17 protein-coding genes are annotated in these 22532 nt (G+C 42.6%); 11 read left to right on the plus strand and 6 right to left on the minus strand.

Going from position 1 to position 22532, the window contains the following annotated elements:
- The first annotated feature begins 24 nt into the window (after positions 1 to 24).
- The 7 genes from DEO27_RS06065 (at position 25) to DEO27_RS06095 (ending at position 12877) form a co-directional block, all read left to right on the plus strand.
- The gene (locus DEO27_RS06065; protein WP_223818171.1) at positions 25 to 2535 is read left to right on the plus strand and encodes a mechanosensitive ion channel family protein; all 2511 of its coding nucleotides are present in this window, start codon (positions 25 to 27) and stop codon (positions 2533 to 2535) included.
- 118 nt (positions 2536 to 2653) lie between these two features.
- Positions 2654 to 3205, plus strand: a complete 552-nt coding sequence (locus DEO27_RS06070; RefSeq protein ID WP_112572106.1) for a pyridoxamine 5'-phosphate oxidase family protein — start codon at positions 2654 to 2656, stop codon at positions 3203 to 3205.
- A 173-nt stretch (positions 3206 to 3378) separates the two neighbouring features.
- Positions 3379 to 3981, plus strand: a complete 603-nt coding sequence (locus DEO27_RS06075) for an RNA polymerase sigma factor (protein ID WP_112572104.1) — start codon at positions 3379 to 3381, stop codon at positions 3979 to 3981.
- 92 nt (positions 3982 to 4073) lie between these two features.
- On the plus strand, positions 4074 to 5264 hold the full coding sequence (locus tag DEO27_RS06080) for a FecR family protein (protein ID WP_112572102.1): 1191 nt from the start codon (positions 4074 to 4076) through the stop codon (positions 5262 to 5264).
- A gap of 292 nt (positions 5265 to 5556) precedes the next feature.
- Positions 5557 to 8958, plus strand: coding sequence for a TonB-dependent receptor (locus tag DEO27_RS06085; RefSeq protein ID WP_112572100.1), 3402 nt, complete (start codon positions 5557 to 5559; stop codon positions 8956 to 8958).
- 26 nt (positions 8959 to 8984) lie between these two features.
- A complete protein-coding gene (locus DEO27_RS06090; RefSeq protein ID WP_112572298.1) occupies positions 8985 to 10490 on the plus strand; it encodes a RagB/SusD family nutrient uptake outer membrane protein in 1506 nt (501 codons plus the stop codon).
- Positions 10491 to 10594: 104 nt separating this feature from the next.
- On the plus strand, positions 10595 to 12877 hold the full coding sequence (locus tag DEO27_RS06095; protein ID WP_112572098.1) for a GH92 family glycosyl hydrolase: 2283 nt from the start codon (positions 10595 to 10597) through the stop codon (positions 12875 to 12877).
- Positions 12878 to 13124: 247 nt separating this feature from the next.
- Here the strand turns inward: DEO27_RS06095 and DEO27_RS06100 are convergent, their stop codons facing one another.
- Together DEO27_RS06100 and DEO27_RS06105 are read right to left on the minus strand one after the other, a co-directional pair.
- Entirely contained in the window at positions 13125 to 13739 is a 615-nt protein-coding gene (locus tag DEO27_RS06100; protein ID WP_112572097.1) for a trimeric intracellular cation channel family protein, read from the minus strand.
- A gap of 79 nt (positions 13740 to 13818) precedes the next feature.
- Positions 13819 to 15042: a dicarboxylate/amino acid:cation symporter gene (locus tag DEO27_RS06105; RefSeq protein WP_112572096.1), complete on the minus strand. Its 1224-nt coding sequence runs from the start codon at positions 15040 to 15042 to the stop codon at positions 13819 to 13821.
- Between the two features lie 233 nt (positions 15043 to 15275).
- On the opposite strand from DEO27_RS06105, the gene DEO27_RS06110 reads away from it, so the two are divergent.
- Positions 15276 to 15851 (plus strand): HD domain-containing protein, encoded by a 576-nt coding sequence (locus tag DEO27_RS06110; protein ID WP_112572095.1) that lies wholly within the window; start codon positions 15276 to 15278, stop codon positions 15849 to 15851.
- Positions 15852 to 15863: 12 nt separating this feature from the next.
- Complete coding sequence (locus DEO27_RS06115; protein WP_112572094.1) at positions 15864 to 16742, plus strand: YitT family protein; 879 nt, start codon at positions 15864 to 15866, stop codon at positions 16740 to 16742.
- 310 nt (positions 16743 to 17052) lie between these two features.
- Here DEO27_RS06115 and DEO27_RS06120 read toward each other — a convergent pair whose 3' ends face one another.
- The 3 genes from DEO27_RS06120 to DEO27_RS06130 form a co-directional block, all read right to left on the minus strand.
- Positions 17053 to 18096 (minus strand): adenylate/guanylate cyclase domain-containing protein, encoded by a 1044-nt coding sequence (locus DEO27_RS06120; RefSeq protein WP_190295337.1) that lies wholly within the window; start codon positions 18094 to 18096, stop codon positions 17053 to 17055.
- Positions 18096 to 18473, minus strand: coding sequence for a response regulator (locus tag DEO27_RS06125; protein ID WP_112572092.1), 378 nt, complete (start codon positions 18471 to 18473; stop codon positions 18096 to 18098). The genes DEO27_RS06120 and DEO27_RS06125 overlap by 1 nt, the downstream gene beginning before the upstream one ends.
- Before the next feature lie 63 nt (positions 18474 to 18536).
- Positions 18537 to 19928, minus strand: coding sequence for a sensor histidine kinase (locus tag DEO27_RS06130; RefSeq protein ID WP_112572296.1), 1392 nt, complete (start codon positions 19926 to 19928; stop codon positions 18537 to 18539).
- A gap of 218 nt (positions 19929 to 20146) precedes the next feature.
- Here DEO27_RS06130 and uxuA point away from each other — a divergent pair, with 218 nt between their 5' ends.
- The gene (gene uxuA / locus DEO27_RS06135) at positions 20147 to 21343 is read left to right on the plus strand and encodes a mannonate dehydratase (RefSeq protein WP_223818172.1); all 1197 of its coding nucleotides are present in this window, start codon (positions 20147 to 20149) and stop codon (positions 21341 to 21343) included.
- Between the two features lie 81 nt (positions 21344 to 21424).
- Here the strand turns inward: uxuA and DEO27_RS06140 are convergent, their stop codons facing one another.
- Positions 21425 to 21787 carry a nuclear transport factor 2 family protein gene (locus DEO27_RS06140; RefSeq protein ID WP_112572091.1) on the minus strand — a complete coding sequence of 121 codons (363 nt, stop codon included), beginning with the start codon at positions 21785 to 21787 and terminating at the stop codon, positions 21425 to 21427.
- A 184-nt stretch (positions 21788 to 21971) separates the two neighbouring features.
- On the opposite strand from DEO27_RS06140, the gene DEO27_RS06145 reads away from it, so the two are divergent.
- Positions 21972 to 22520 carry an RNA polymerase sigma factor gene (locus DEO27_RS06145; RefSeq protein WP_208644865.1) on the plus strand — a complete coding sequence of 183 codons (549 nt, stop codon included), beginning with the start codon at positions 21972 to 21974 and terminating at the stop codon, positions 22518 to 22520.
- Positions 22521 to 22532: the final 12 nt, after the last annotated feature.

Here is a 22532-nt window from a genome sequence, read left to right on the forward strand (position 1 = left end):
ATTCCGTATCGTGAAATAACATTTATGAAGTTAATTCATATCTATAAAAAATGGTTTCTGCTGTTTTTATGCACAATATTGATGTGCTCTTCTGCTGCTGCCCAACAGGATTCAACCAGTAAAATGGAGGTTGTCGATAGCATTCAAAAAGATTATGCTTCAAAAGTAAAACGGCTTGGGCAGGCAATTACGCAACGAAGTATAGTTAAATTCAATGTAGAAAAAACAGCCATTAAGCAGGATGAACTTATTGAGGATATCAAAAAACTTACATTGCGCGCCCAGGTATTTATCAAGGCAGGGATTGATACCGTAGGCATAAATAGCGAACTTGAACAAGTAGAAGCTACCATAAAAGTGGTGGGCGATGGCGTTTTTACCAATAAAGGCACTGCGCAAACCTATCGTAATCTCACGGCCACATCAAAAATTTTATCCGAGTTATTAAATCGCGCAAACGCACGTAAGGATTTAATTGATAAATATGAAAAGAATCTTGTACAGTTCAGGTATAAGATAGATTCATTATCTGCCGATACATCGCTATATAAATTCCCGAAAGATTCGTTACTGGCACACGAGTATGTGCAGAAAATTAATATGGTTGCCAATGAGATCAACCCTGCAGATACCGCACTTACTTATGCTATAAACAACGTACATAAACTGCAAAAAATAGTAAACCTTGTTGCCATAAAGCTTCGTACTCAACTGGAGGAAGTTGACAATTACCAGGAAGACCTATCGGCAAACATGTTTAGCCGGGAGTTTGCAAACCTGGGAGCTGATGTCGGATACGCAAGACCATTTAGTCAGATCTTTCATTTCTCGTACATTAAGGCGAAGCTCAACTTTATCTTTTATACCCGGAATAATCCTGGCCGCATCTTTTTGATCCTGTTAATGATCACCGCTTCAACCATCTTTTTACAAACGCTCCAAAAGATGATTGGTTATAAGGATAATGCTGCTGATGACGCGCAAAGGTTGCTGGTATTGCGCTATCCCGTTATTTCAGCGATAATTATGGTGCTCAACCTTGGTCAGTTTATTTTTTCCGATCCGCCTTTTATTTTTAACTGTTTGTTTTGGATTACACCTACCATTTGTCTAACCATCGTTTTTAGGCAGTTTATTACCCGGCATTGGATGATGATCTGGTTAACGTTTGTCGTGCTTTTTGCGATAACCTGTTTTGATAATCTTATTCTGCAGGCATCCCGGGTAGAGCGATGGGCCATGTTGATCCTGGCTTTGGCAGGTTTCATTGTTAGCATACTGGTATTGATAAAAGGCCGAAAAGACGAATTGCGGGAAAAGTTGATCCTTTATTTTATCGGGCTTGCCGCATTTTTAGAGCTGGCCTCCCTTGTGGCCAATATATTCGGCCGGTATAACCTTTCAAAAACGCTTCTTATCAGCGGTTATTTAAATGTAGTAATAGGCATCCTGTTTTTGTGGACTATCAGGTTGATAAACCAGGGACTGTGCATAGCCTCAAACGTATATACGAAGCAGGATAAAAAGTTATTTTATATCAATTTTGATCGTGTTGGGGAAAAAGCCCCGCCTTTGCTTTATATCCTGTTGGTGCTTGGATGGTTTGTGCTTTTCGGGCATAATTTTTATGTTTTCAAAGAGATCTCAGACCCATTAAATGATTTTTTCTTTAATGAACGAACGCTTGGCAATTACACCTTCACAGTAAATAATATACTGGTATTCTTCCTGATTTTAGCTGCATCTATAGTAGTTTCAAAAATCGTGTCCTATTTCGCTTCGGAGTCAAATACAGATCCTGTTAATACTGGCAACGTCAGAAAAGCAGGGTTGGGCAGTTGGCTTCTGCTCATCCGGGTTGCTATTATGAGTACGGGATTATTCCTGGCGCTTGCGGCATCGGGATTCCCAATACAGCAAATAACAGTTATAGTAGGCGCTTTGGGTTTAGGTATAGGCCTGGGTTTGCAAACTTTGGTTAATAACCTGGTGAGCGGGCTTATCATCGCCTTTGAAAAACCGGTAAACGTGGGGGATATTGTTGAAATAGGAGGGCAGGGGGGCACCATGAAATCAATTGGTTTCAGGAGCAGTATCATCTCAAAATGGGACGGCCCCGATATGGTTATACCCAATGGCGATTTGTTAAATGCCCATTTAATAAACTGGACATTGGCCGGCAGCAAACGGCAAATTGAAATAATAGTTGGGGTAGCCTACGGAACCGATTTGCAGAAACCTCAGCAGATTATCGCCGGTTTGCTGGCAGAGAATAAGCGGATTCATGAGCATCCTAAACCGGCGGTTTTATTTCAAAATTTTAACAATAGCTCCATCGATATCAAAACTATCTTTTGGGTGCGCGATTATAAGGATGGGGCAGCCGTTAAAAGCGAAGTTATAGCCGCTATAGATGTCGCGTTTAAAAACGAAGGGATTGTGATTCCATTTCCGCAACAGGAGCTTTATATCCATCAGCCGCCTGCCGATGAAGCTGTTGATCGCAGCACAAATAAAAAGGAGCACAAAAAATAGCTTTTGCTCGAAAAAGGAGTGTTTTAGCGTGCCGGTTAATTTAATAAACACGCTTCGCTAACACAATGCTAAAACGATTATGCTTATATTTGAGTATCGCTAATTAAAACCTCATATTATGGGTAAGTTTTTTAATGAGATACTTGATCACCACAAGGATTTTATTGCCCATCAAAAAATCTTTTTTGTGGCAACTGCCCCGCTAACTTCCAGGGGGCATGTAAATCTTTCGCCAAAAGATAACGCGAGTTTTCGCATTCTTTCCAACAACCGTGTGGCTTATATGGATATAATTGGTAGTGGTAATGAAACCGCCGCTCATCTGCTTGAAAACGGGCGCATCACTTTTATGTTTTGTGCCTTTGATGGACCTCCTAATATCCTGCGTCTGTACGGTAAGGGTTATAGTATTTTGCCTGATGACGGTAACGAGGAGTGGAACACGCTTTCCCGGTATTTCGACATTCACATGGCTACACGGCAAATTATAGTAGGCGATATAGACATGGTGCAAACCTCATGCGGGTTCAGCGTACCACTTTATGAATATTTGGGCGAACGTGATTATGCTATTAAATGGGCAGAGAAGAAAGGCGAGCAAGGACTGGCCGATTATAAGCAGGAGAAAAACAGGATTAGTTTGGATGGTTTACCAACGCCATTATATTGATAACCCTTTATTTAATACATACTTAATAGTTAAAACAACTTTAAGGAATAGAGGTGTTGAATATTTTATTCAAACATTTCAATTGCTTTAAAGTTATACGATGGTTTCATCGATATAATTATATGTTGCAAATACTACGATTTTTATAATATTTGTAGCACCAACATTAACCTATGTTTGAATTTACTCAATCAGATGAGAAGGAGCTGCTTTTGCAGGTAGCCGAAGGCAATGAATTTGCCTTTCGCCGCTTATTTGCAGCCTACCATCAGCGTTTAGGTGTTCACATCTTACGCATTACCCAGTCTGTTGAATTGGCAGAGGAAGTGGTTCAGGATGTTTTTATGAAGATCTGGATGACCCGCGAGGCGCTTGCCAATGTTGATAATTTCAAAGCATACCTGTTTGTGCTCTCCAAAAATCATGCTTTAAACTGTTTGCGCAAAGTTTCAAGAGAGCAATTACAGCTTAAAAAGTTGGAAGAAACCAATATCGTACCTTTTACTACCGAAGCACAGGCATCTGATCATTATTATAACCTGATTGATGAAGCGATAGACAAGCTGCCTCCACAGCAGCAAAAGATTTACCTGATGAGCAGGCACAGTCGTTTAAAATACCATGAAATTGCCGATGAACTGGAACTATCCCGTGAAACGGTAAAGAAATACCTGCAAATAGCCACCGCTTCCATAAAAGAATATGTACATGAGCACCGCGAAGCTATAGCGCTTATAACGGCGCTGGTACATTTTTTTCATTTTTTTAAAAGGTAATACCCCCTTTTTTAATCCTGCGGGTGTCATGTATATGAGATCTGCCCCAACTCACTGTAGCCAATTATACAGTTATACCGAAAAGCAACACTATGAGCGAACTTTACGTTAGGCTGAATTATCTGTTTAATAAGTACTATAACGGCACTGCCTCGGAGGGTGAGCGCGATGAACTTTTCGAGATCATCGACTCATCGGCAACGGACGCGGAGCTTGCTTCGCTTATACACCAGGCATGGGACAGTCTTGATGACGATGGCCCGCTTTTTGATAAGTCAAAAAGCGATGAGATGCTCGCCCAGATTTTAAGGACTAATACCGAGCCAGCTGTTGTTACCCCTACAAAAAACAATTTACCATGGAGAAAGCTGGGCGTTGCCGCATCTCTTTTATTCCTTGTAGGGTTTGGCGCGTATATTTATAGCAATCAAAAAAAGCAGGTTGTTACAAAAAAGAGCATTGCCAAAATTCATCCTAAAAATGATGCGCTGCCGGGCGGTAACAAAGCAATTTTAACACTGGCTAACGGCAAAACCATTACACTTGATAGTGCGCAAAACGGCCTGCTTGCACAACAGGGAGCCACTAAAATCAACAAAACCCGCAACGGTCAGCTGGTATATGAAGCCGGTATCAATGCTGATGCTCCGGTTATAAATACCATCTCGACTCCCCGTGGCGGACAATATCAGTTGATTTTACCGGATGGGAGCAAGGTTTGTCTGAATTCAGAATCATCATTAACTTTTCCAACCAAATTTACCGGAAAAACACGTGAGGTCACCATCACCGGCGAAGCTTACTTTGAGGTTTCTAAAAATCCGAACATGCCTTTCAGGGTTAAATCCGATAACACAACAGTTGAGGTTTTAGGAACACATTTTAATGTCATGGCCTACAATGACGAGGCCGAAATGAAAACCACATTATTAGAAGGATCAGTAAAAATAAGCAATGGCACTGCAACAGGCATTTTAAAGCCCGGACAACAGGCTGTACTCAATAAAGCGGGTAAGTTGAAAGTACTTAACGATGTTGATGTTGATGATGAAATAGCCTGGAAAGATGGCATTTTTCAATTCAGGGACGCGGGGATAGATGCCATTATGAGACAGGCTGCCCGCTGGTATGATGTTGATGTGGCCTACGAAGGCAAAATACCGCAGCGTGAATTTACAGGCCGGATATCCCGAAATGTAAAAGCATCCGAATTAATGAACATGCTTGGTTATGCCGGGGTGAAATATAAAATTGAAGATAAGCGCATCACCATACAACAATAGCATACATACAACAATAGCATAATTATTATACCTACTATATTAAGCAACCAATTGTTAACAATTTAAACAACCCTATGATGGAAGAAATACCTAAGAAAATTTAGCCCGACCCCTTTGGGCCCAAAATGGTAAAACGGTTTATCATGTGTTTAAACACATGTTTAAAGCTAAAAACCAGGATATAAAAAAACCGGGAAGTATTCGCAGTACTTGCCCGGCTTAAACATCTGGGTCCCAAAATTCTACAATCGATGAATTGAAAGTTAATGTTTAACCCAAACTCTACAAACTTATGAATTTTAATTCTAAGGCCACGCCTTTGGCATGGCCCCAATTACGCAAATTTATATTGGCCATGAAGCTAACTGCCTTTATTATACTTGCGGCCCTTACCAACGTATGCGCCAAAAGTTATAGCCAGATAGTTACTTTGCACCAAAAAAACACTACCGTTGAAAAAGTACTCCGTTCAATAGAAAAACAAACCGGCTATCATTTTATGTATGACAAGCAGGATGTTTCAAAAGCAGGAGCAATCAACATTGAAGTTGCAAACGTATCTATAGAAAACGCGCTTGATCAATGCTTTAAAGATCAGCCACTTACTTACAAAATTTTTGACCAAACCATCGTCGTAAAAAAGAAGGATGAACCTGTTGTGTCGCAAATTGCTGTTGCCCCGATCAAGATCACGGGTACCGTAAGCGATTCAAAAGGCCCTATCCCTGGTGTTACTGTTAGGGTAAAAGGCAGTAATGTTGGTTTACAAACCGATGTTAACGGTAAGTACACTATTAACGCGCCTGACGGTAACGGAACGCTGGTATTTACATTTATTGGATATACAACCCAAAATGTGCCCATTAATGGCAGAAGCCAGATTGACGTTGTTATGGTAGAAGAGCCAAAAGCTTTGAGCGAGGTTGTTGTGGTTGGTTACGGTACTGCAAAAAAAGTCGACCTTACCGGTTCTGTTGGTAGCGTTGGCGCGAAACAATTACAAGAGCGCCCGCAAACTAATCTGGAGCAGGAGTTATCGGGTAAAATTGCAGGTGTAAACGTATCAAGCAACTCAGGTGCACCAGGCGGCGCAACCAAGATCAGGATTCGTGGTTATAGCTCTATCAACACCAACACCGATCCGTTATATGTTGTGGATGGTGTGGTTTGGACTGAAGGCGGTAACGCGATCAATCCTAACGATATCGAAACTATCGACGTATTGAAAGACGCGTCATCAACCGCTATTTATGGTACACGCGGCGCTAACGGTGTAATTTTGGTTACTACTAAAAGAGGTAAAAAAGGCGGTACCATTTCATACGATGCGTACGTAGCGGTAAACCATATGTTTAAAGAAATACCGGTGCTTAACTCAAGAGAGTTTATGCAGGTTGAGGATATTTCTTATGCTAATATCAAAAAATATGACCCTACCGGTTGGGCTGCGGGCGACTATACAGATCGTAACCCGGTAACACAGAGAACTGCCCTTATCGGTAAATTGTTCGATCAAAATCTGAACCCTTTGTATGACGTTGATTGGCAAAAAGCTACAACCCGTACTTCGGTAAGCCAAAACCACAACGTTGCATTCACCGGCGGTGCCGAAAATGTAAACTATGGCTTATTCCTGAATTATGCCGATGATGAAGGTATCATCCTGAATAGCTACCTGAAACGTTATAATGTGCGTTTAACTTTTGATAACCAGATAAAACCATGGGTTAAAGTTGGTGCAACGTTAAACTATAACTACCAGGATGGCCGTAACCAGGATCAGGGTACCGGCGGTAACAACATTCCGCGTATGTTGATTGAGATGGTTCCTTTTATTCCGGTTAGATACCCTGACGGAACTTATGGCAAACGTACCGATTATCCAAACCTTGAAGGTGGCGATAATCCGGTAGCGCAGGCTAACGAAATTCAATCACTTACCCGCAACCGTATATTCAGCGGTAATGGTTATTTGAATTTAAACATTGTGCCAGGTCTTGAATTCCGCAGTGTTTTAGGTGTAACTACATCTGCCAACTATAACCCTGCTTCACAAAGCGGCCTTGTTGGTGGCCCTGTTGCCGGACAAAGCTACAGTTCGGCTTCGATAGAAGAGTTTAACAAAACGTTTTGGCAATGGCAAAACTATTTCACCTATAACAAAACCTTTAATAAAGTACACAGCGTAAACCTGGTTGTAGGTGCCGAACGTCAAAACTTCCAGCAACTTCGCTTAAAAGGATCAACCGGTACACTATCTGACGATTTTTATCAGTACTATAACCTTTCAGCAGGTATCGTACCAAACAAGCCTGAGTCTGGTTATGATGCATGGCAAATGCAATCGTTCTTTGGCAGGTTAAACTATAATTACAACGAGAAATACCTGTTGACTTTAACCGGTCGTGAAGACGGTTCATCTCGTTTCGGTACTAACAAAAAGTATGGTTTCTTCCCATCAGCAGCGTTTGCATGGCGTGCATCACAGGAAGATTTCCTGAAAGACAACAAAACTATATCTGATCTGAAATTCAGGTTGAGCTATGGTCTAACCGGTAACTCTGAAATTGGTGAGTACCGTTCATTGGCAAATATCGGAACAGTTGGTTATGCCTTTGGCGGTAACAGTGCAGTAGGTACTACTCAAACTTCAATTGGTAACGAAGACCTGCAATGGGAAAAAACAGCCGAGTATGACTTAGGTTTCTCATTAGGCTTGTTTAACAACCGTTTGAACATTGAAGCGGACGCGTACCTGAAAAAAACAAAAGCATTGTTGTTAAATGCACCACTACCAGAAACAAGTGGTTTTAATGCGGTTTACAAAAATATCGGCCGCTTACAAAATAAAGGTTTAGAGTTTACCGTAAATGCAACTCCAATAAAAACTCAGGACTTTACCTGGAATTCTACATTTAATATTTCATTCCTTAAAAACAAGATCCTTCAGTTAGGTGCATCTAATGATGATATCTTCCTTGCTCCAACCTTCCTGTCGCAATTTAACCTGATGCGTGTTGGTCTTCCGGCCGGTAGCTTCTATGGTTACAAAGTGCTTGGAACCTGGGGAACTGCAGAGGCTGCTGAAGCTGCTAAATATGGTTTATTGCCAGGCGACCTGAAAATACAGGATACCAATGGCGATGGCAAAGTGAGCGCTGCTGATAAAGTGATCCTTGGTAAATCAATACCTGATGGCTACGGTACTTTCAGCAACAACTTCCGTTACAAAAACATCGATTTAGGTGTGGATTTGCAGTTTAACTACGGTAACCAGATCATGAACTTAACACGTCACTCTGGTCAGGACCGTACAGGTCAGGCAAACAGTTATGCAACTGTGTTGAACGCTTGGACGCCAACTAACCAAAACACTAGCATTGCCGAAGACAGGCCAGCTTATGTGCGTTACCAAACTGAAATTTATTCAACCAAAGTTGAGAGCGGTAACTTCATTCGCGGCAGGGCAGTAACATTGGGTTATACCTTTAACGATAACATTCTTAAGAAGTTAAAATTAAGCCGTTTAAGGGTTTACGCACAGGCACAAAACCTGTTCCTGATAACCAAGTATACCGGTTATGATCCTGAGGTATCAACCTACAATGCCTCAAGTAACTTTACACAGGGTATCCAGTTTTATGATTATCCAAAACCACGTACTTTCCTGTTAGGTGTTAATGTTAGTCTTTAATCTAAAACATGTTAAAATATCATATTATGAAATTTAACTTTAAAAAATACAGGGTAGGTGGTCTTTTACTTATCCTTGCTGCGGCTACCGTAAACAGTGGTTGCAAAAAATATCTTGATGAACAAGCCAAAACGGACTTCGTTAAAAATAATTATTTCACCAGCTCAAACCAGGCGCAAACTTTTGTAAACGGTTTGTATAACATCATGTATTTTTTCCAGAATGGTGATGCTTACGGTGAAAGCCCGTTTATTACAATGGAGTTGTTTGCTGGTCACGCTACTTCATTAGGACAAAGTGTTAACAATGGTAACGTAATCCATCAGCGTACGGACGCCGTTAACCCAGGTTTTGAAACGGTATGGTCTAATTGTTACAAGGGTATTGCCAATGCAAATCTTGCCATTGAAAAGATCCCAGGCATATCACCTATGGATGATGGCTTGAAAAAGAAGCTAATAGGAGAGGCCTATTTTTTCAGGGCATTTTACTACTACCACCTGGTGCGCTTATATGGCGATGTTCCGCTGATTACCACTTCGCAAACAGTTAGCAGCCCTGACCTATACCCTTCACGTACAGCTGTAGCTGATGTATACAAACAAATCATTGCTGATTTGCAGGCCGCTGAAAACTCTGGTATGCCAAATACAGATGCAACCGGTCGTGTTTCCTTAGGCGCGGTAAAAACTTTATTGGCCAGTGTTTACTTAACAACTGCAGGTTTCCCGCTTAAACAAACTGAAAATTACGCTAAGGCCGTATCTGAAATTCAGCCGGTTTTAGGTTGGTATTCATTATTTACCGATTATGCTTACCTGCATGATAATGCTCATAAAAATCAACAGGAACTAATATTCCAGATCAATTACCTGGTAGGTACTCAAACCAACGCTATCCCTCAGTTAACAATTCCGTTTAACCTGTTGGTTGGTGCTTATGGCGACCACCTGGGTGCTATGATACCTACCAACCAGTTTGTGGCAAGTTATGAAGCAGGCGATCTTCGCACACAAGAGCGTCAGTTTTACTTCTCAAGCTATCCGCAGTATGGTAACCCAAGCAACATTATCCAATTTGGTGAGCATGCACTTTACAAATATTTTCATGTTGAAAGTGCTGCACAAAGCGGAAACAGCGATGAGAACTGGACTTTATTGCGTTTACCTGAAGCTCAGCTAATTTTCGCTGAGGCATCAAACGAAGTAAATGGCCCAACTGCCGATGCTTATGCGGCAGTAAACGCTATCCGTGCACGGGCCAAACTGGCTGCTTTGAGCGGTTTAACTAAAGATACCTTCCGTCAGGCTATCTGGAAAGAGCGTTACCATGAGCTTGCTTATGAAAACAAAGCGTACTTTGATATGCAGCGTACCCACATGGCTTACCTGCCACAGTCAAATACCTTTGCCGATCCTACTGCTTCACAAACAGAGCAGGGGGTAACTTTCAAAGATCAATACTACCTGTGGCCAATTCCACAGCGTGAAATTAGCACTAACAGTAAACTAACCCAAAATCCGGGTTGGTAATTGTATATTGCAAATAATACACATAAAAGACTGGCCATATCAAGCCAGTCTTTTATATTTACGGCTGGTAAAACGTTTCACCAAATATTAAATACATTAAAGCAATGAAAAAAGCCCTGGTACTTATCACATCCGTGTTGTTGGCCTCCGGTACTTTTGCTCAGCAGGTAAATAAAGTTACCGATCCTGTTGAGTACATCAATCCATTGATGGGTACCGATTCGCATTACGACCTTTCAAATGGTAACACTTATCCCGCAATTGCCCTGCCATGGGGTATGAACTTCTGGACGCCCCAAACCGGTGTTATGGGCGATGGTTGGGCATACACTTATGATGCGCATAAGATCCGCGGGTTTAAACAAACCCACCAGCCATCACCATGGATGAACGACTATGGGCAGTTTGCCATTATGCCGGTTACCAAACACGCGGCGGTAGGCCAAAATAAAAGGGCCAGCTGGTTCTCGCACAAAGCCGAAACTGCCAAGCCTTACTATTACAGCGTTTACCTGGCCGATCATGATGTAACTACCGAAATTACCCCAACTGAACGCTCGGCGCAGTTCAGGTTTACTTATCCTAAAACCGATAGCTCATTTATAGTTATTGATGCGTTGAACAAGGGCTCGTATGTAAAGATCATGCCCGATCAGAAGAAGATAGTAGGCTACTCTACTAAATACGCCCGCGGTCCGCTTAAAAACTTTAAAAACTACTTTGTTATTTATGTAGATAAGCCTATCACGTATGCACACACCTTCAGCGATACCACACAGGCTGATGGCCTGGAGTTGAAAGCAGAGCACGCGAGCGCTTTAATTGGTTTTAAAACCACGCAGGGCGAAAAGGTTCATTTGCGGGTAGCTTCATCATTCATCAGCATTGAACAGGCTGAAATTAGCTTAGAACGTGAGCAGGGTAAAGACAGCTTTGACGTAACCTGCCAAAAAGCCAAAGCCGTTTGGAACAAAACACTTAATCATTTACAGGTTGAAGGTGGTTCGGTTGATCAGATGCGTACTTTTTATTCATGCTTTTACCGCATGGTGTTTTTCCCGAACAAGCTGTATGAGATAGACAAAGACAACAAGATAGTTCACTACAGCGCCTCTACAGGTAAAGTATTCCCTGGTTATAAATTTGCCGGTACCGGCTTTTGGGATACCTTCAGGGCTTTATATCCATTCCTGAACCTAGTTTACCCTTCTATCAATAAAGAAATGCAGGAAGGGCTCATCAACGATTACAAAGAAGGCGGCTGGTTACCTGAGTGGTCAAGTCCGGGGTATTCGGCGGTGATGATTGGTAATAACTCGGCCTCTGTGGTTTCTGAAGCTTATTTAAAAGGTTTGCGTGGATATGATATCAGTACTTTGTGGGAGGCCTTGGTACATGGTGCTAACAATGCCGGTCCGCAGGCTACCGGTAGGCAGGGAGTGGAGTATTACAACAAATTAGGGTATGTGCCTTATGATGTTAAGATCAACGAAAACGCTGCCCGCACATTGGAGTACGCTTATGACGATTTTGCTATTTACAAGTTAGGCAGGGCGCTGGGCAAACCCGAATCAGAAATTGGCATTTATAAACAGCGTGCCATGAACTATAAAAACCTGTTCGACCCGGAAACCAAGCTGATGCGCGGTAAAAACCAGGATGGCACATTTGAAAAACCTTTCAGTCCCTTTAAATGGGGCGATGCCTTTACAGAAGGGAACAGCTGGCACTATAGCTGGAGCGTATTCCAGGATATGCAGGGCCTTATTGATTTGATGGGTGGTCGTCAGAAATTTATTGTAAAGCTTGATTCGGTATTCAGTATGCCGCCGGTATTTGATGATAGCTATTATGGCGAAACCATCCACGAGATTCGCGAAATGCAGATCATGAACATGGGGCAATACGCGCACGGTAACCAGCCTATCCAGCACATGATATACCTATACAACTATGCCGGTGAACCATGGAAAACCCAGTTCCATGTACGTGATGCTATGGAGAAACTGTACAAAGCTACTCCTGATGGTTATTGCGGTGATGAGGATAACGGCCAGACATCTGCATGGTATGTGTTCTCGGCCATGGGCTTTTACCCGGTAACTCCGGCCAGCGATCAGTATGTGTTAGGTACGCCATTGTTTAAGAAAATTACCCTTAACCTTGAAAATGGTAAAACAGTAGTGATCAACGCGGCTAACAACAGTCCGGCTAATAAATACATCAACACATTGAACGTTAACGGCAAACCGTATGATTTAACCTGGTTAAGCCATTCTGAGCTTAAAAAAGGTGCGGTACTTAACTTTAACATGGCGCCTCAGCCTAATAAAACAAGAGGCGTAAAAGTGAGCGATGTACCGTATTCGTTGAGTACGGAGAAGTAAAAAAAGTTTCGTCATTATAAGGCACGAAGTAATCTCCGATTAGCAGGTCCGCCCTGTATAGTTCGCGATTGCTTCGTACCTCGCAATGACGTTTTTTTAGATATAAAACAGCAACGGCGAGGTTTTTACCTCGCCGTTGCTGTTTTTATGTAAGGCTGCCGCGGGCTTTCAGCACGTGGTATACCATAGTGCCAGCTTTAAGCTGACGTAAAAGCAAAATCCGAAATCGAAAATCCCAATTCCGAAATCAATGCCATTCTTCCCGGTAAACAAACTTGGGCATTTGCCAGTTGTATTTGATAGAAAGCAAGCGTAGCGCCAGACCAATAATACAAGCTATTACAATCGCTACTCCATTCGGGGCTCCCAGCTGTTCAATTCCTAAGTAAAATGCCCCGGTAACAATGGACGCACTGGCATAAACTTCCTTTCTAAATAATAATGGTACTTCATTACATAACACATCGCGCAATACACCACCCGCACATCCGGTTATCATACCACTTAGTAAGATAATGATCATGGGCAGGTTGATCTGCTCGGCTATCTGGCAGCCGATAATGGTAAATACCACTAAGCCGAGAGCGTCCAGGTAAAGGAATAATGTTTTCATCTTGGTCATGATGCGGGCAATAATGGCGGCCAATATGGCTGCCCCCGCGGTGATCACCAAATATTCAGGATGCTCTACCCAACTCATGGGGTAATGGTTAAACAGGATATTGCGTACCGTTCCACCACCCAAGGCCGTTACCCAGGCTATAATACAAACACCAACCCAATCCATATCTCTTCGCCCTGCGGATAAAGCGGCGGTCATGGCTTCAGCGATAATAGCTATAATGTAAAGGATGTGCAGCATATAGATAATGTTTAAGGTTTATTATAGAGACAAGTTAATAAACAATAATAAAAACTGCGAAGGTTCCCTCTTTAGGGGGTTAGGGGGCTTCAGGTTTCATCCAGCCTCTTCCTTCCGTAAACCGGGCTACCAGCATGGCGGCTACTGTATCTCCGGTGGCGTTCAACAATGTTGCCATGGGATCAACCAAAGTGCCTATAATAATGGCGGGAGGGAGGGCTTCTGGCGGGAAACCATAGGCCGAAATAAAAAGTAACTCGCCTATATAACCGCCATTGGGTATACCGCCTTCAACAAGGCTTACTAAAACGGTCATTGCAAGCGCTATGATAATCGTTTCGGCATTGTTGAAGCTTTTGCCGAACAGTGCGAAAACCACGGCCATTTTTACTATGGATGAGATGCTTGATCCATCTTTATGCAAAGTGCCCCCAAGCGGGATGGTGATATTGGCAATAGCATCTGAAATCCCCATTTTTTTAGCGGCATCTAAATTAGCCGGGATAGTGGCAATACTGCTGCAGGTACCCACCGCCGTGGCCGATGGCACGATATTATTTTTCCAGTACCGTTTAACCGCGCTTACGCCGCCTGCAATAAATGCATAAGCACTAAATAACGCCAGGTAATAAAAAGCGCCTACGCCATAATATAAAGCCATAGAACGCGCGTAGCCGCCAAACAATTGCGGGCCGAATACGCCAACCTGGTAAGCAAAATAAGCCCCCAAACCAATAGGGCCAACCCTCATAATGAGGATAAAAATATTCTTGAAAACCTCGTTGCCACTGTGGAGGAAATTGGCAAATGCTTTACCTTTTTCGCCGGCGTGCAGTGTGGCAAATCCCGTGATCACCGCGAAAATTATCATGGCCAGCATACTTTTACGTGATAACAGCTGGTAAAACTCACTGGTGGTAAACAAGCTGGTTAATTGATCGCCGAAAGGCTTTTTTGTGATGGCTTCGGTGATAGGACTGGCAACCAGATGCTGATGGATAGGGAAGATCCAGATGGCGATAATGGTAACTATTGCAGCCACCAGTACCGTAGAGACAAACACGAGCGAAGTAACTCCTAATAGTTTCCCCAGCTTTTGCGAACTATCCAGAGCCGCGATGGCCGAAGCTATGGCGAAGAAAACCAGCGGCACAACAGCGGTAAACAACAGGTTCAGGAAAATATCGCCAATAGGCTTAATGATCTCAACTTTATTACCTAAAACAGCCCCGGCAATACTACCTATGATAATGCCTGTTATTAATAGAATAATGCCTTTATAATTTTTAAACCAGCTGTTCATTGTGCTAAGATAATTGTTAGGTTTTGTTTTTAATGTAGAGGTACATAATTGTGTCCGTTGAATCCGTGCCTATTTTAAATTCTGACATGTTTGTGGAAATATAATCTCTTTGTTACTGATGAAAAATGGCGATCGCCAATGGCTTCATAGGAACATCCCGTCTTAAATAAGATTTTCCCCAATCACCGTATCTCTCCTAAATTTATATATTAGCGTCCCATTATAAGCACCGAATGCAAGTAGAACAAGCCGGGGAATTTATCCTCGACAAAATAAAAAACGAACTCCTCGAACATTTCCATTACCACAATGCCGATCATGCGCTTGATGTTTATACCGCTGCAAAACAAATCGCGGCAGGCGAGGGGATAAGCGGCCTTGAGCTGGACTTATTGCTAACAGCAGCCTATTACCATGACTCGGGCTTTTTGTTCGGGCAGGCCAATCATGAGGAAAGCTCATGCAAAAACGCACGACAATATCTACCACAATTTGGTTATACTGCGGATGAAATTGAACAGGTTTGCGATATTATTATGGCAACCAAAATGCCGCAAAGCCCTCATAATCATTTAGGGCAGATAATTTGTGATGCCGATTTGGATTATTTGGGCCGAAATGATTTTTTTATCCTCAGTAAAAGGTTATTTTCGGAACTTGTAATTACAGATCACCTTGAATCGGAATTGGAGTGGGACAGGCAGCAGGTGAAGTTCCTGCAGAGCCATCACTACTTCACCCAAACCGCGCTCAGGCTCAGGGCCGAATGTAAAAACGAACACTTAACAGCTATCACACAACGACTATAAATACTGCTATTAATGACACAGCCGGGTTTAAAAATTGAAGAAGTTATCAAAGATGTAGTAACCGTTATCATTGGTATTTTATTCTGCGGTTTCGCTTTAAAAGGCTTTTTGGTACCCAATAGTTTCTTCGATGGCGGGGTAACCGGCATCTCATTGCTTATTCATGAGCTTTATCATTTTAATATAGCCTATGTAATTATCATAGCCAACATCCCTTTTATTATCATGGGAATGTTCCAGGTTAATAAATCATTTGCGCTAAAAACGTTTGCATGCGTAATTGGACTTGGCCTGTGCTTGCAATTTATAGAATATCCGGTTATAACCCAGGATAAACTATTGGTGTCTATTTTTGGTGGCGTGTTCATGGGGCTGGGCGTAGGCCTGTCTATCCGTGGAGGTTGCGCGCTGGATGGCATCGAGATATTAGCTTTATACACACTGAAACGCAGCAGTTTTACCATCAGCGAGATTATTTTAGGTATCAATATCATTATTTTCCTGATAGCGGCAGTTGAGCTCGGCCTACCTACAGCGTTATACTCAATTTTGACTTATTATACTGCATCAAGAACAATAACTTTTGTAATTGATGGTTTGGAAGAATATACCGCGATAAATATTATCTCAGGTCAAAGCGAGATCATTAAAGAACGATTGGTGATGGAACTCGGTCGCGGAATCACCATTTATAAAGGTGAGCGTGGTTTTATGAAAGAGAGCTTTGATGTTCACCAACCTGTTGATATCATCTTCACTGTGGTAACCCGTTTAGAAGTTCGCCGGTTAAAAAACCTGGTACATAGTATCGATCCTAAAGCTTTCGTTTTTACTAACAGTATTAAAGAAGCAGCCGGTGGTGTGTTGAAGAAGAAAGTTAGGGATCATTAATATCCCAATTTGCCATTGTGAGTGAAGCGTGGCAACTGCACGTAAGCATAGCCACTCTGTATAGCATGCGATTGCTTCGTCGTTCCTCCTCGTAATGACATATATAGTATGAAAACAGCAAAGCCATCCCAAAAGGATGGCTTTGCTCTGTGCCATTGTTGGTGTTGTCACCAACAATTCTGCGCTGTTTTGAGAAATCCGTTTTATACAATATAAGTTGTTGGTGACAACACCAACAACGGCGTGGAGTTCAGAACCTTGATCGTTTTGCAGCAAACCGACTTTGAACTTAAAACATCCAATTTAAGACCTAATCCACCACCTCATAAATCTCAACCGGATTAGCTTTGTTTTTTAAACTAACCTCACCAATTTTATTGAGTGCAAATGATCCCTTAGCCTGTTCATACACATCGGCGCTAACGATGATCTGGTTGGCTTGTGCCACGGTTTGCAGGCGCTGGGCCAGGTTCACGGCATCGCCTATAACGGTATAGTCCAGTCGCTTTAAGGTAGCTGAGCCAATATTACCTGAAATCATCTCGCCCGAATTAATACCAATAGAAACGGATGGTTTAAAGGTTTTATCACCTGCCTGTATCTCGTCGGCCCCGTGCATTTTATCACGGACGGCGAGGGCTGCATCAATGGCACGGTCAAGGTGGTATTCGCCGCGAAAAACAGCCATTACGGCATCGCCCATAAATTTATCAATATGGCCGTTTTGAGCTATGATCTCCTGCACCATGATATCAAAGTACTTATTGATCATGCCCACAACGGTATTGGCGGCAACGTGCTCCGTGATCGCGGTGAAGCCGCAGATATCAATAAATAACACGGTTGCTTCGATAGTTTCGTTACTCAAAAGGCTGTTCTCAAACTCTTTATGGGTCATGAAGTTGAGCACATTTTCATCCACATACATGCGCAGGATATTGTTTTCCTTGATGGCCTGCATGGTTTTTTTTAGTTCGATAACGTGTTGTAAAGTTTTTTCGATAGTAATGTCAAGGTCTTCAAAGTTTACCGGTTTGCACACAAAATCAAAAGCGCCACGGTTCATGGCGGTACGGATATTGTCCATATCACTATAAGCTGAAACCATTACCGCTTTCAAAACAGGATTGGCATCCGGTAGTTTAGTGAGCAGGGTAAGGCCGTCCATCTCAGGCATATTGATATCGCTTAAAACAACATCAATATCCGGGTGGGAAGCCAGTTGAGTTAACGCTTCAAAACCATTTTGGGCAAATACAAATTCATATACCCCTTCCCTTATCTTTTTTCTGAATTTTTGCCTGATCAGTAATTCCAGGTCCTGTTCGTCATCTACTACCAGTATCTTGGCCATTATTGTTCTAAGTGTTTAAGTTTGTCTTTCAAATTATTAAAATCAAGTGGCTTGGTTAAAAAATCATTTGCGCCAAGCTCCATTGATTGTTTGTAATTATCATCATCGCCATAAGCGGTTATCATCATTACAACCGGTGGTGGTTTCTCATAGCTGTGCCTGATGTTACGTAACAGCTCCAAACCGCTCATGCCCGGCATATTGATATCAGATAAGATCAGGATCACCTGCGAGTGGTGCTCTTCCAAAAAATGAAGCGCTTCCTCACCAGATAGGGCGAAGTTAAACTCTACTTCACCGTTTTTTATTTCTTTTCTGAAACGTTGCAAAAACAAGGGTTGAACATCGGCCTCGTCATCAACAACAAGTATTTTCATAGTAGTTCAAAGTTAAATTATTGAATGGTTTTATTAGCCGTTAAACGCAAAAATTACGGGCGTTTAACTTTGGGTAACATTGCCTACCGGTATGCAGATCACAAAACGTGCAAACTCACCTTCGGCGGTTTCAACCTTAAGCTCACCGCCATGACCTTTGGTTATAATATCATAGCTCATGGATAACCCAAGGCCGGTGCCTTGTCCGGTAGGTTTGGTGGTGAAAAATGGCTGGTAAATTTTATCCAATACTTTTTGTGGAATTCCTGTACCATTATCTTCCACGGTAATTTGCACCATGTTGACGCCCGATGGAGATCGTACCTTTTGGGTATTAACGGTTACTGTAGGCTCGTAACCTTCGCCTAAAGTCCGTTTCTTTTCGCTAACGGAGTAAAAAGAATTATTAAAAAGGTTAAGCAACACACGCCCCAGATCTTGCGGAATAGCTTCTACTTTGCCCAGATCAGGGGCAAAGTTGGTTTTCATACCGGCGTTAAATGATTTATCCTTGGCTCGTAACCCGTGATAGCTTAAACGTAAGTATTCATCGGCAAGTGCATTAATATCCGTAGGTTCTTTTTTACCCGTTGTGGCGCGCGAATGTTGCAGCATGCCCTTAACAATGGCGTCGGCGCGTTTGCCGTGCTGGTTTATTTTACTCAGGTTTTGGGTAATGTCGTTAATGATATCGCCGGCATCTTCTTTTACATCGTCGGGCAGTTTATCAAGAACTTCGTCCTTCAGTTCTTCCAGTAGTTCGATACTTACCTCGCTAAAGTTGTTTACAAAGTTAAGCGGGTTCTGGATCTCGTGGGCAATTCCGGCGGTAAGCTCGCCTAATGAAGCCATTTTTTCTGATTGGATTAGTTGGGCCTGGGTACTTTTCAATTCGGACAGCGCCAGTTGAAGCTCTTCGGTTTGTTTGGTAAGCTCGGCTGTACGCTCGCGCACTTCGCTTTCAAGGTTTACCTTCATGGCGGCCATCATACGGTTTTGTTCCTGCTCGGCAAAGCGCTGTTTACGCTCGTTTTCCAGGGCTTTGGTTTGCTTCCTGCTGATAAGCCAAAGTGAAAACGCCCAGATGAGCGAGAACACCACCAGGCTTTGTATCATGTTGTCATGATTGTCATAAAAAGTAGGAAACCATTTTTCCAATACATCCTGTATTAACCCGGCAATAGCGTAGGGGATTAACGCAAAGGCAAGCTGTTTCCCCGACCGCAGGTCTTCAATATAGTAAGGACATACTACAACCCCTAAAAAAAACAGGTGTGAGATTACCGTGGTCAGTTTTTCTCCGTGGTCAAAACTTACGCCAAATATAAAAATGGCTATAGCTATGTAATAGCCTATGTTAAGGTATTTGTTCCACTTAGTTAGCAGACCATCCATTTTCAGGTGTCTCCTGTACTGGGTTATCACAAATACGGCGAGGAAAGGTTCTAAACTCATGAAGGCAGTTTTTGTCTTTTTATTAAATGCGAAGCCGAAATTTAACAATTTTACAATGATTATTAAACTATGCGGGTAATTTAATTGGCAGGCGAAAACAATTTGCAATTAGCTGTTAGGCTATTAAAAAAATATAACGATTATTGGCCCGTGTATCAGTGTTCTGTTTAAAAAGCAGAAAACATCTGTTTTTGATATTAAACCTATCTATATAAAAAATGAGTAGTACCAATACAAGCAATACTTTCAGCATGATCAATACCATGCGCTGGTATGGCCCTAATGATCCGGTGAGTTTAAATGATATTCGGCAGGCAGGTTGCACAGGCGTTGTAAGCGCCCTGCATCAAATTCCCAATGGCCAGGTTTGGAGCGTTGAAGCCATTAATGAACGCAAGGCTATTGTTGAAGCTGCCGGCCTTACCTGGGATGTAGTTGAAAGCGTACCTGTACACGAAGCCATCAAAACTCAAACGAATGGTTACCTGCAATACATCGAAAACTATAAGCAAAGCCTGCAAAATCTGGCTGCCTGCGGTATCCATATAGTTACCTATAACTTTATGCCGGTGCTTGATTGGACCCGTACCGATTTGAGTTTTACAGTTGAGGATGGCTCAAAAGCCCTTCGGTTTGAAAAAGCAGCTTTCATAGCTTTTGACGTATTTATGCTGAAAAGGGAAGGGGCAGAACAGGAATATACTGCTGATGAACTTGCCCGCGCTAAAGCTCGTTTTGAAGGCATGAGCGATGAAGACAAGCAACTATTGCAGCGCAATATTATAGCCGGTTTGCCCGGCAGCGAGGAAAGCTTTACGCTGGATAAATTCAGGGAAGCTTTGGCCGCTTATGATGGTATTGATGCCGATAAGTTAAGGCAAAACCTGATCTTTTTCCTGCAGCAGGTGATCCCGGTTGCCGATGCCAATAATATTAAAATGGTTATCCACCCGGATGATCCTCCGTATGCTATTTTGGGCTTGCCAAGGGTAGTGAGCACTGCCGAACATATCAACGCGCTTATTGCAGCTGTTCCATCATTAAACAATGGCTTGTGTTTCTGTACGGGATCATACGGTGTAAGGCCCGATAATGATCTGCCCGCTATGGTTAAGCAATTTGGCGACAGAATCAATTTTATCCACTTACGCAGCACCCGCCGTAACGAGTTTGGTGATTTTTATGAAGATAACCACCTGGAAGGTGATGTAGATATGTTTGCAGTAGTAAAAGAACTGGTACAGGTAATGAAACAGCGCCGGTTAAGTATCCCTATGCGCCCAGATCACGGTCACCAAATGCTGGATGACCTGAAAAAGAAAACCAATCCGGGCTATTCGGCCATTGGCAGGCTTCGTGGCCTGGCCGAGCTGAGGGGGCTTGAGTTGGGTATTATCCGCTCGTTGGAAAATTAATTTTCACCATCCCCGGTATAAAAAAACAAAGGCCTTTGCATATAGCGAAGGCCTTAATTGCTTATTATTGGTTAGGTGCTATTAGCCCATGTTGTAGAAAAACTGCTCTGCTATAATTTTTCCGTCTTTTACCTCGTAAACGGCTACTTCGTTCATTGGCATACGGCCGCCTTCTTTGTAGGTAACATCCATATCCATAGTTACCGCGAAAAAGTTACCGGTAACAACAGGATCTGATACCTCACCACTGTGAACCTCCTGTACCGATGCATACCAGTACTCTGTTTTGCCTTTAACGGCTTCTTTACCCTCGGTAAGTTCCATTGGCGAACCTTTTGGCTCACGGCTTACAATATTATCGGCATAAAGCTCATCAATAGCCTGGGTATGCTGGCCCTCGCGGCAATACTGTACTAATTTTTCTGCTACTTCGGTGGTGGTCATGATCTTATGGTTTTAATTGTTGATATAAAGTTAGTTAATAACCCCTCAAACCAATCTCTTGTTTCCTTTAAATTTCTGTTAAGTTTGATACGAGATCGTATCCCCCGAAAAAAAAAATAAAAATTTTCTGTAACCATTTTCTGTCGCCGAAGTACTTAAGGTATATTACATAATTACAAACTGATTGAACACGCTTACAGACAATGCCATTATGCTAAAGGTGAAAGCCGGCGACCTTGACAGGATGGGTATGCTCTTTGAACGCTACAATCGGCAGTTGTATGGCTTTCTGTTCCACATGACCTATCAGCGGGAACTGAGCGAAGACATGGTACAGCAGGTGTTTTATAAGATGCTCAAATACCGTCACACCTTTACCGGTACCGGCGAATATATCCATTGGATGTACTCTATTGCCCGCAACGTTTTAAAAGATCATTGGCGCAAAAACAAGCAGCAGGTACAGCATGAAGGTGTGGAAGCGGCCGAAACCATTGCCGGCGGCCTGGTACCTGATGAAGCCTTTGAAAAAAAGCAGGCCAAAGCCGAACTGCACCGGGCTATGGGAAAGTTAAGCGAAAGTCAGCGGGAAATTTTAGCCCTGAGCCGGTTCCAGGAGCTAAAATGCCAGGAGATAGCGCAAATACTGGGCATGACCGAAGGTACGGTGAAGGTGCGCATTCACCGGGCCATGCAGGAGCTTAAAAGTATTTATGTAAAAATGGAACGATAAAACAGTATTAAG

Origin of the sequence: Mucilaginibacter rubeus (assembly GCF_003286415.2) — a bacterium.
Lineage (GTDB): Bacteria > Bacteroidota > Bacteroidia > Sphingobacteriales > Sphingobacteriaceae > Mucilaginibacter > Mucilaginibacter rubeus_A.

Excerpts from the sequence above, each read along its gene's own strand:
- DEO27_RS06065 (WP_223818171.1), top strand. The coding sequence starts at position 25 with ATGAAGTTAATTCATATCTATAAAAAATGGTTTCTGCTGTTTTTATGC.
- DEO27_RS06070 (WP_112572106.1), top strand. The coding sequence starts at position 2,654 with ATGGGTAAGTTTTTTAATGAGATACTTGATCACCACAAGGATTTTATT.
- DEO27_RS06075 (WP_112572104.1), top strand. The coding sequence starts at position 3,379 with ATGTTTGAATTTACTCAATCAGATGAGAAGGAGCTGCTTTTGCAGGTA.
- DEO27_RS06080 (WP_112572102.1), top strand. The coding sequence starts at position 4,074 with ATGAGCGAACTTTACGTTAGGCTGAATTATCTGTTTAATAAGTACTAT.
- DEO27_RS06085 (WP_112572100.1), top strand. The coding sequence starts at position 5,557 with ATGAATTTTAATTCTAAGGCCACGCCTTTGGCATGGCCCCAATTACGC.
- DEO27_RS06090 (WP_112572298.1), top strand. The coding sequence starts at position 8,985 with ATGAAATTTAACTTTAAAAAATACAGGGTAGGTGGTCTTTTACTTATC.
- DEO27_RS06095 (WP_112572098.1), top strand. The coding sequence starts at position 10,595 with ATGAAAAAAGCCCTGGTACTTATCACATCCGTGTTGTTGGCCTCCGGT.
- DEO27_RS06100 (WP_112572097.1), bottom strand. The coding sequence starts at position 13,739 with ATGCTGCACATCCTTTACATTATAGCTATTATCGCTGAAGCCATGACC.
- DEO27_RS06105 (WP_112572096.1), bottom strand. The coding sequence starts at position 15,042 with ATGAACAGCTGGTTTAAAAATTATAAAGGCATTATTCTATTAATAACA.
- DEO27_RS06110 (WP_112572095.1), top strand. The coding sequence starts at position 15,276 with ATGCAAGTAGAACAAGCCGGGGAATTTATCCTCGACAAAATAAAAAAC.
- DEO27_RS06115 (WP_112572094.1), top strand. The coding sequence starts at position 15,864 with ATGACACAGCCGGGTTTAAAAATTGAAGAAGTTATCAAAGATGTAGTA.
- DEO27_RS06120 (WP_190295337.1), bottom strand. The coding sequence starts at position 18,096 with ATGGCCAAGATACTGGTAGTAGATGACGAACAGGACCTGGAATTACTG.
- DEO27_RS06125 (WP_112572092.1), bottom strand. The coding sequence starts at position 18,473 with ATGAAAATACTTGTTGTTGATGACGAGGCCGATGTTCAACCCTTGTTT.
- DEO27_RS06130 (WP_112572296.1), bottom strand. The coding sequence starts at position 19,928 with ATGAGTTTAGAACCTTTCCTCGCCGTATTTGTGATAACCCAGTACAGG.
- uxuA (WP_223818172.1), top strand. The coding sequence starts at position 20,147 with ATGAGTAGTACCAATACAAGCAATACTTTCAGCATGATCAATACCATG.
- DEO27_RS06140 (WP_112572091.1), bottom strand. The coding sequence starts at position 21,787 with ATGACCACCACCGAAGTAGCAGAAAAATTAGTACAGTATTGCCGCGAG.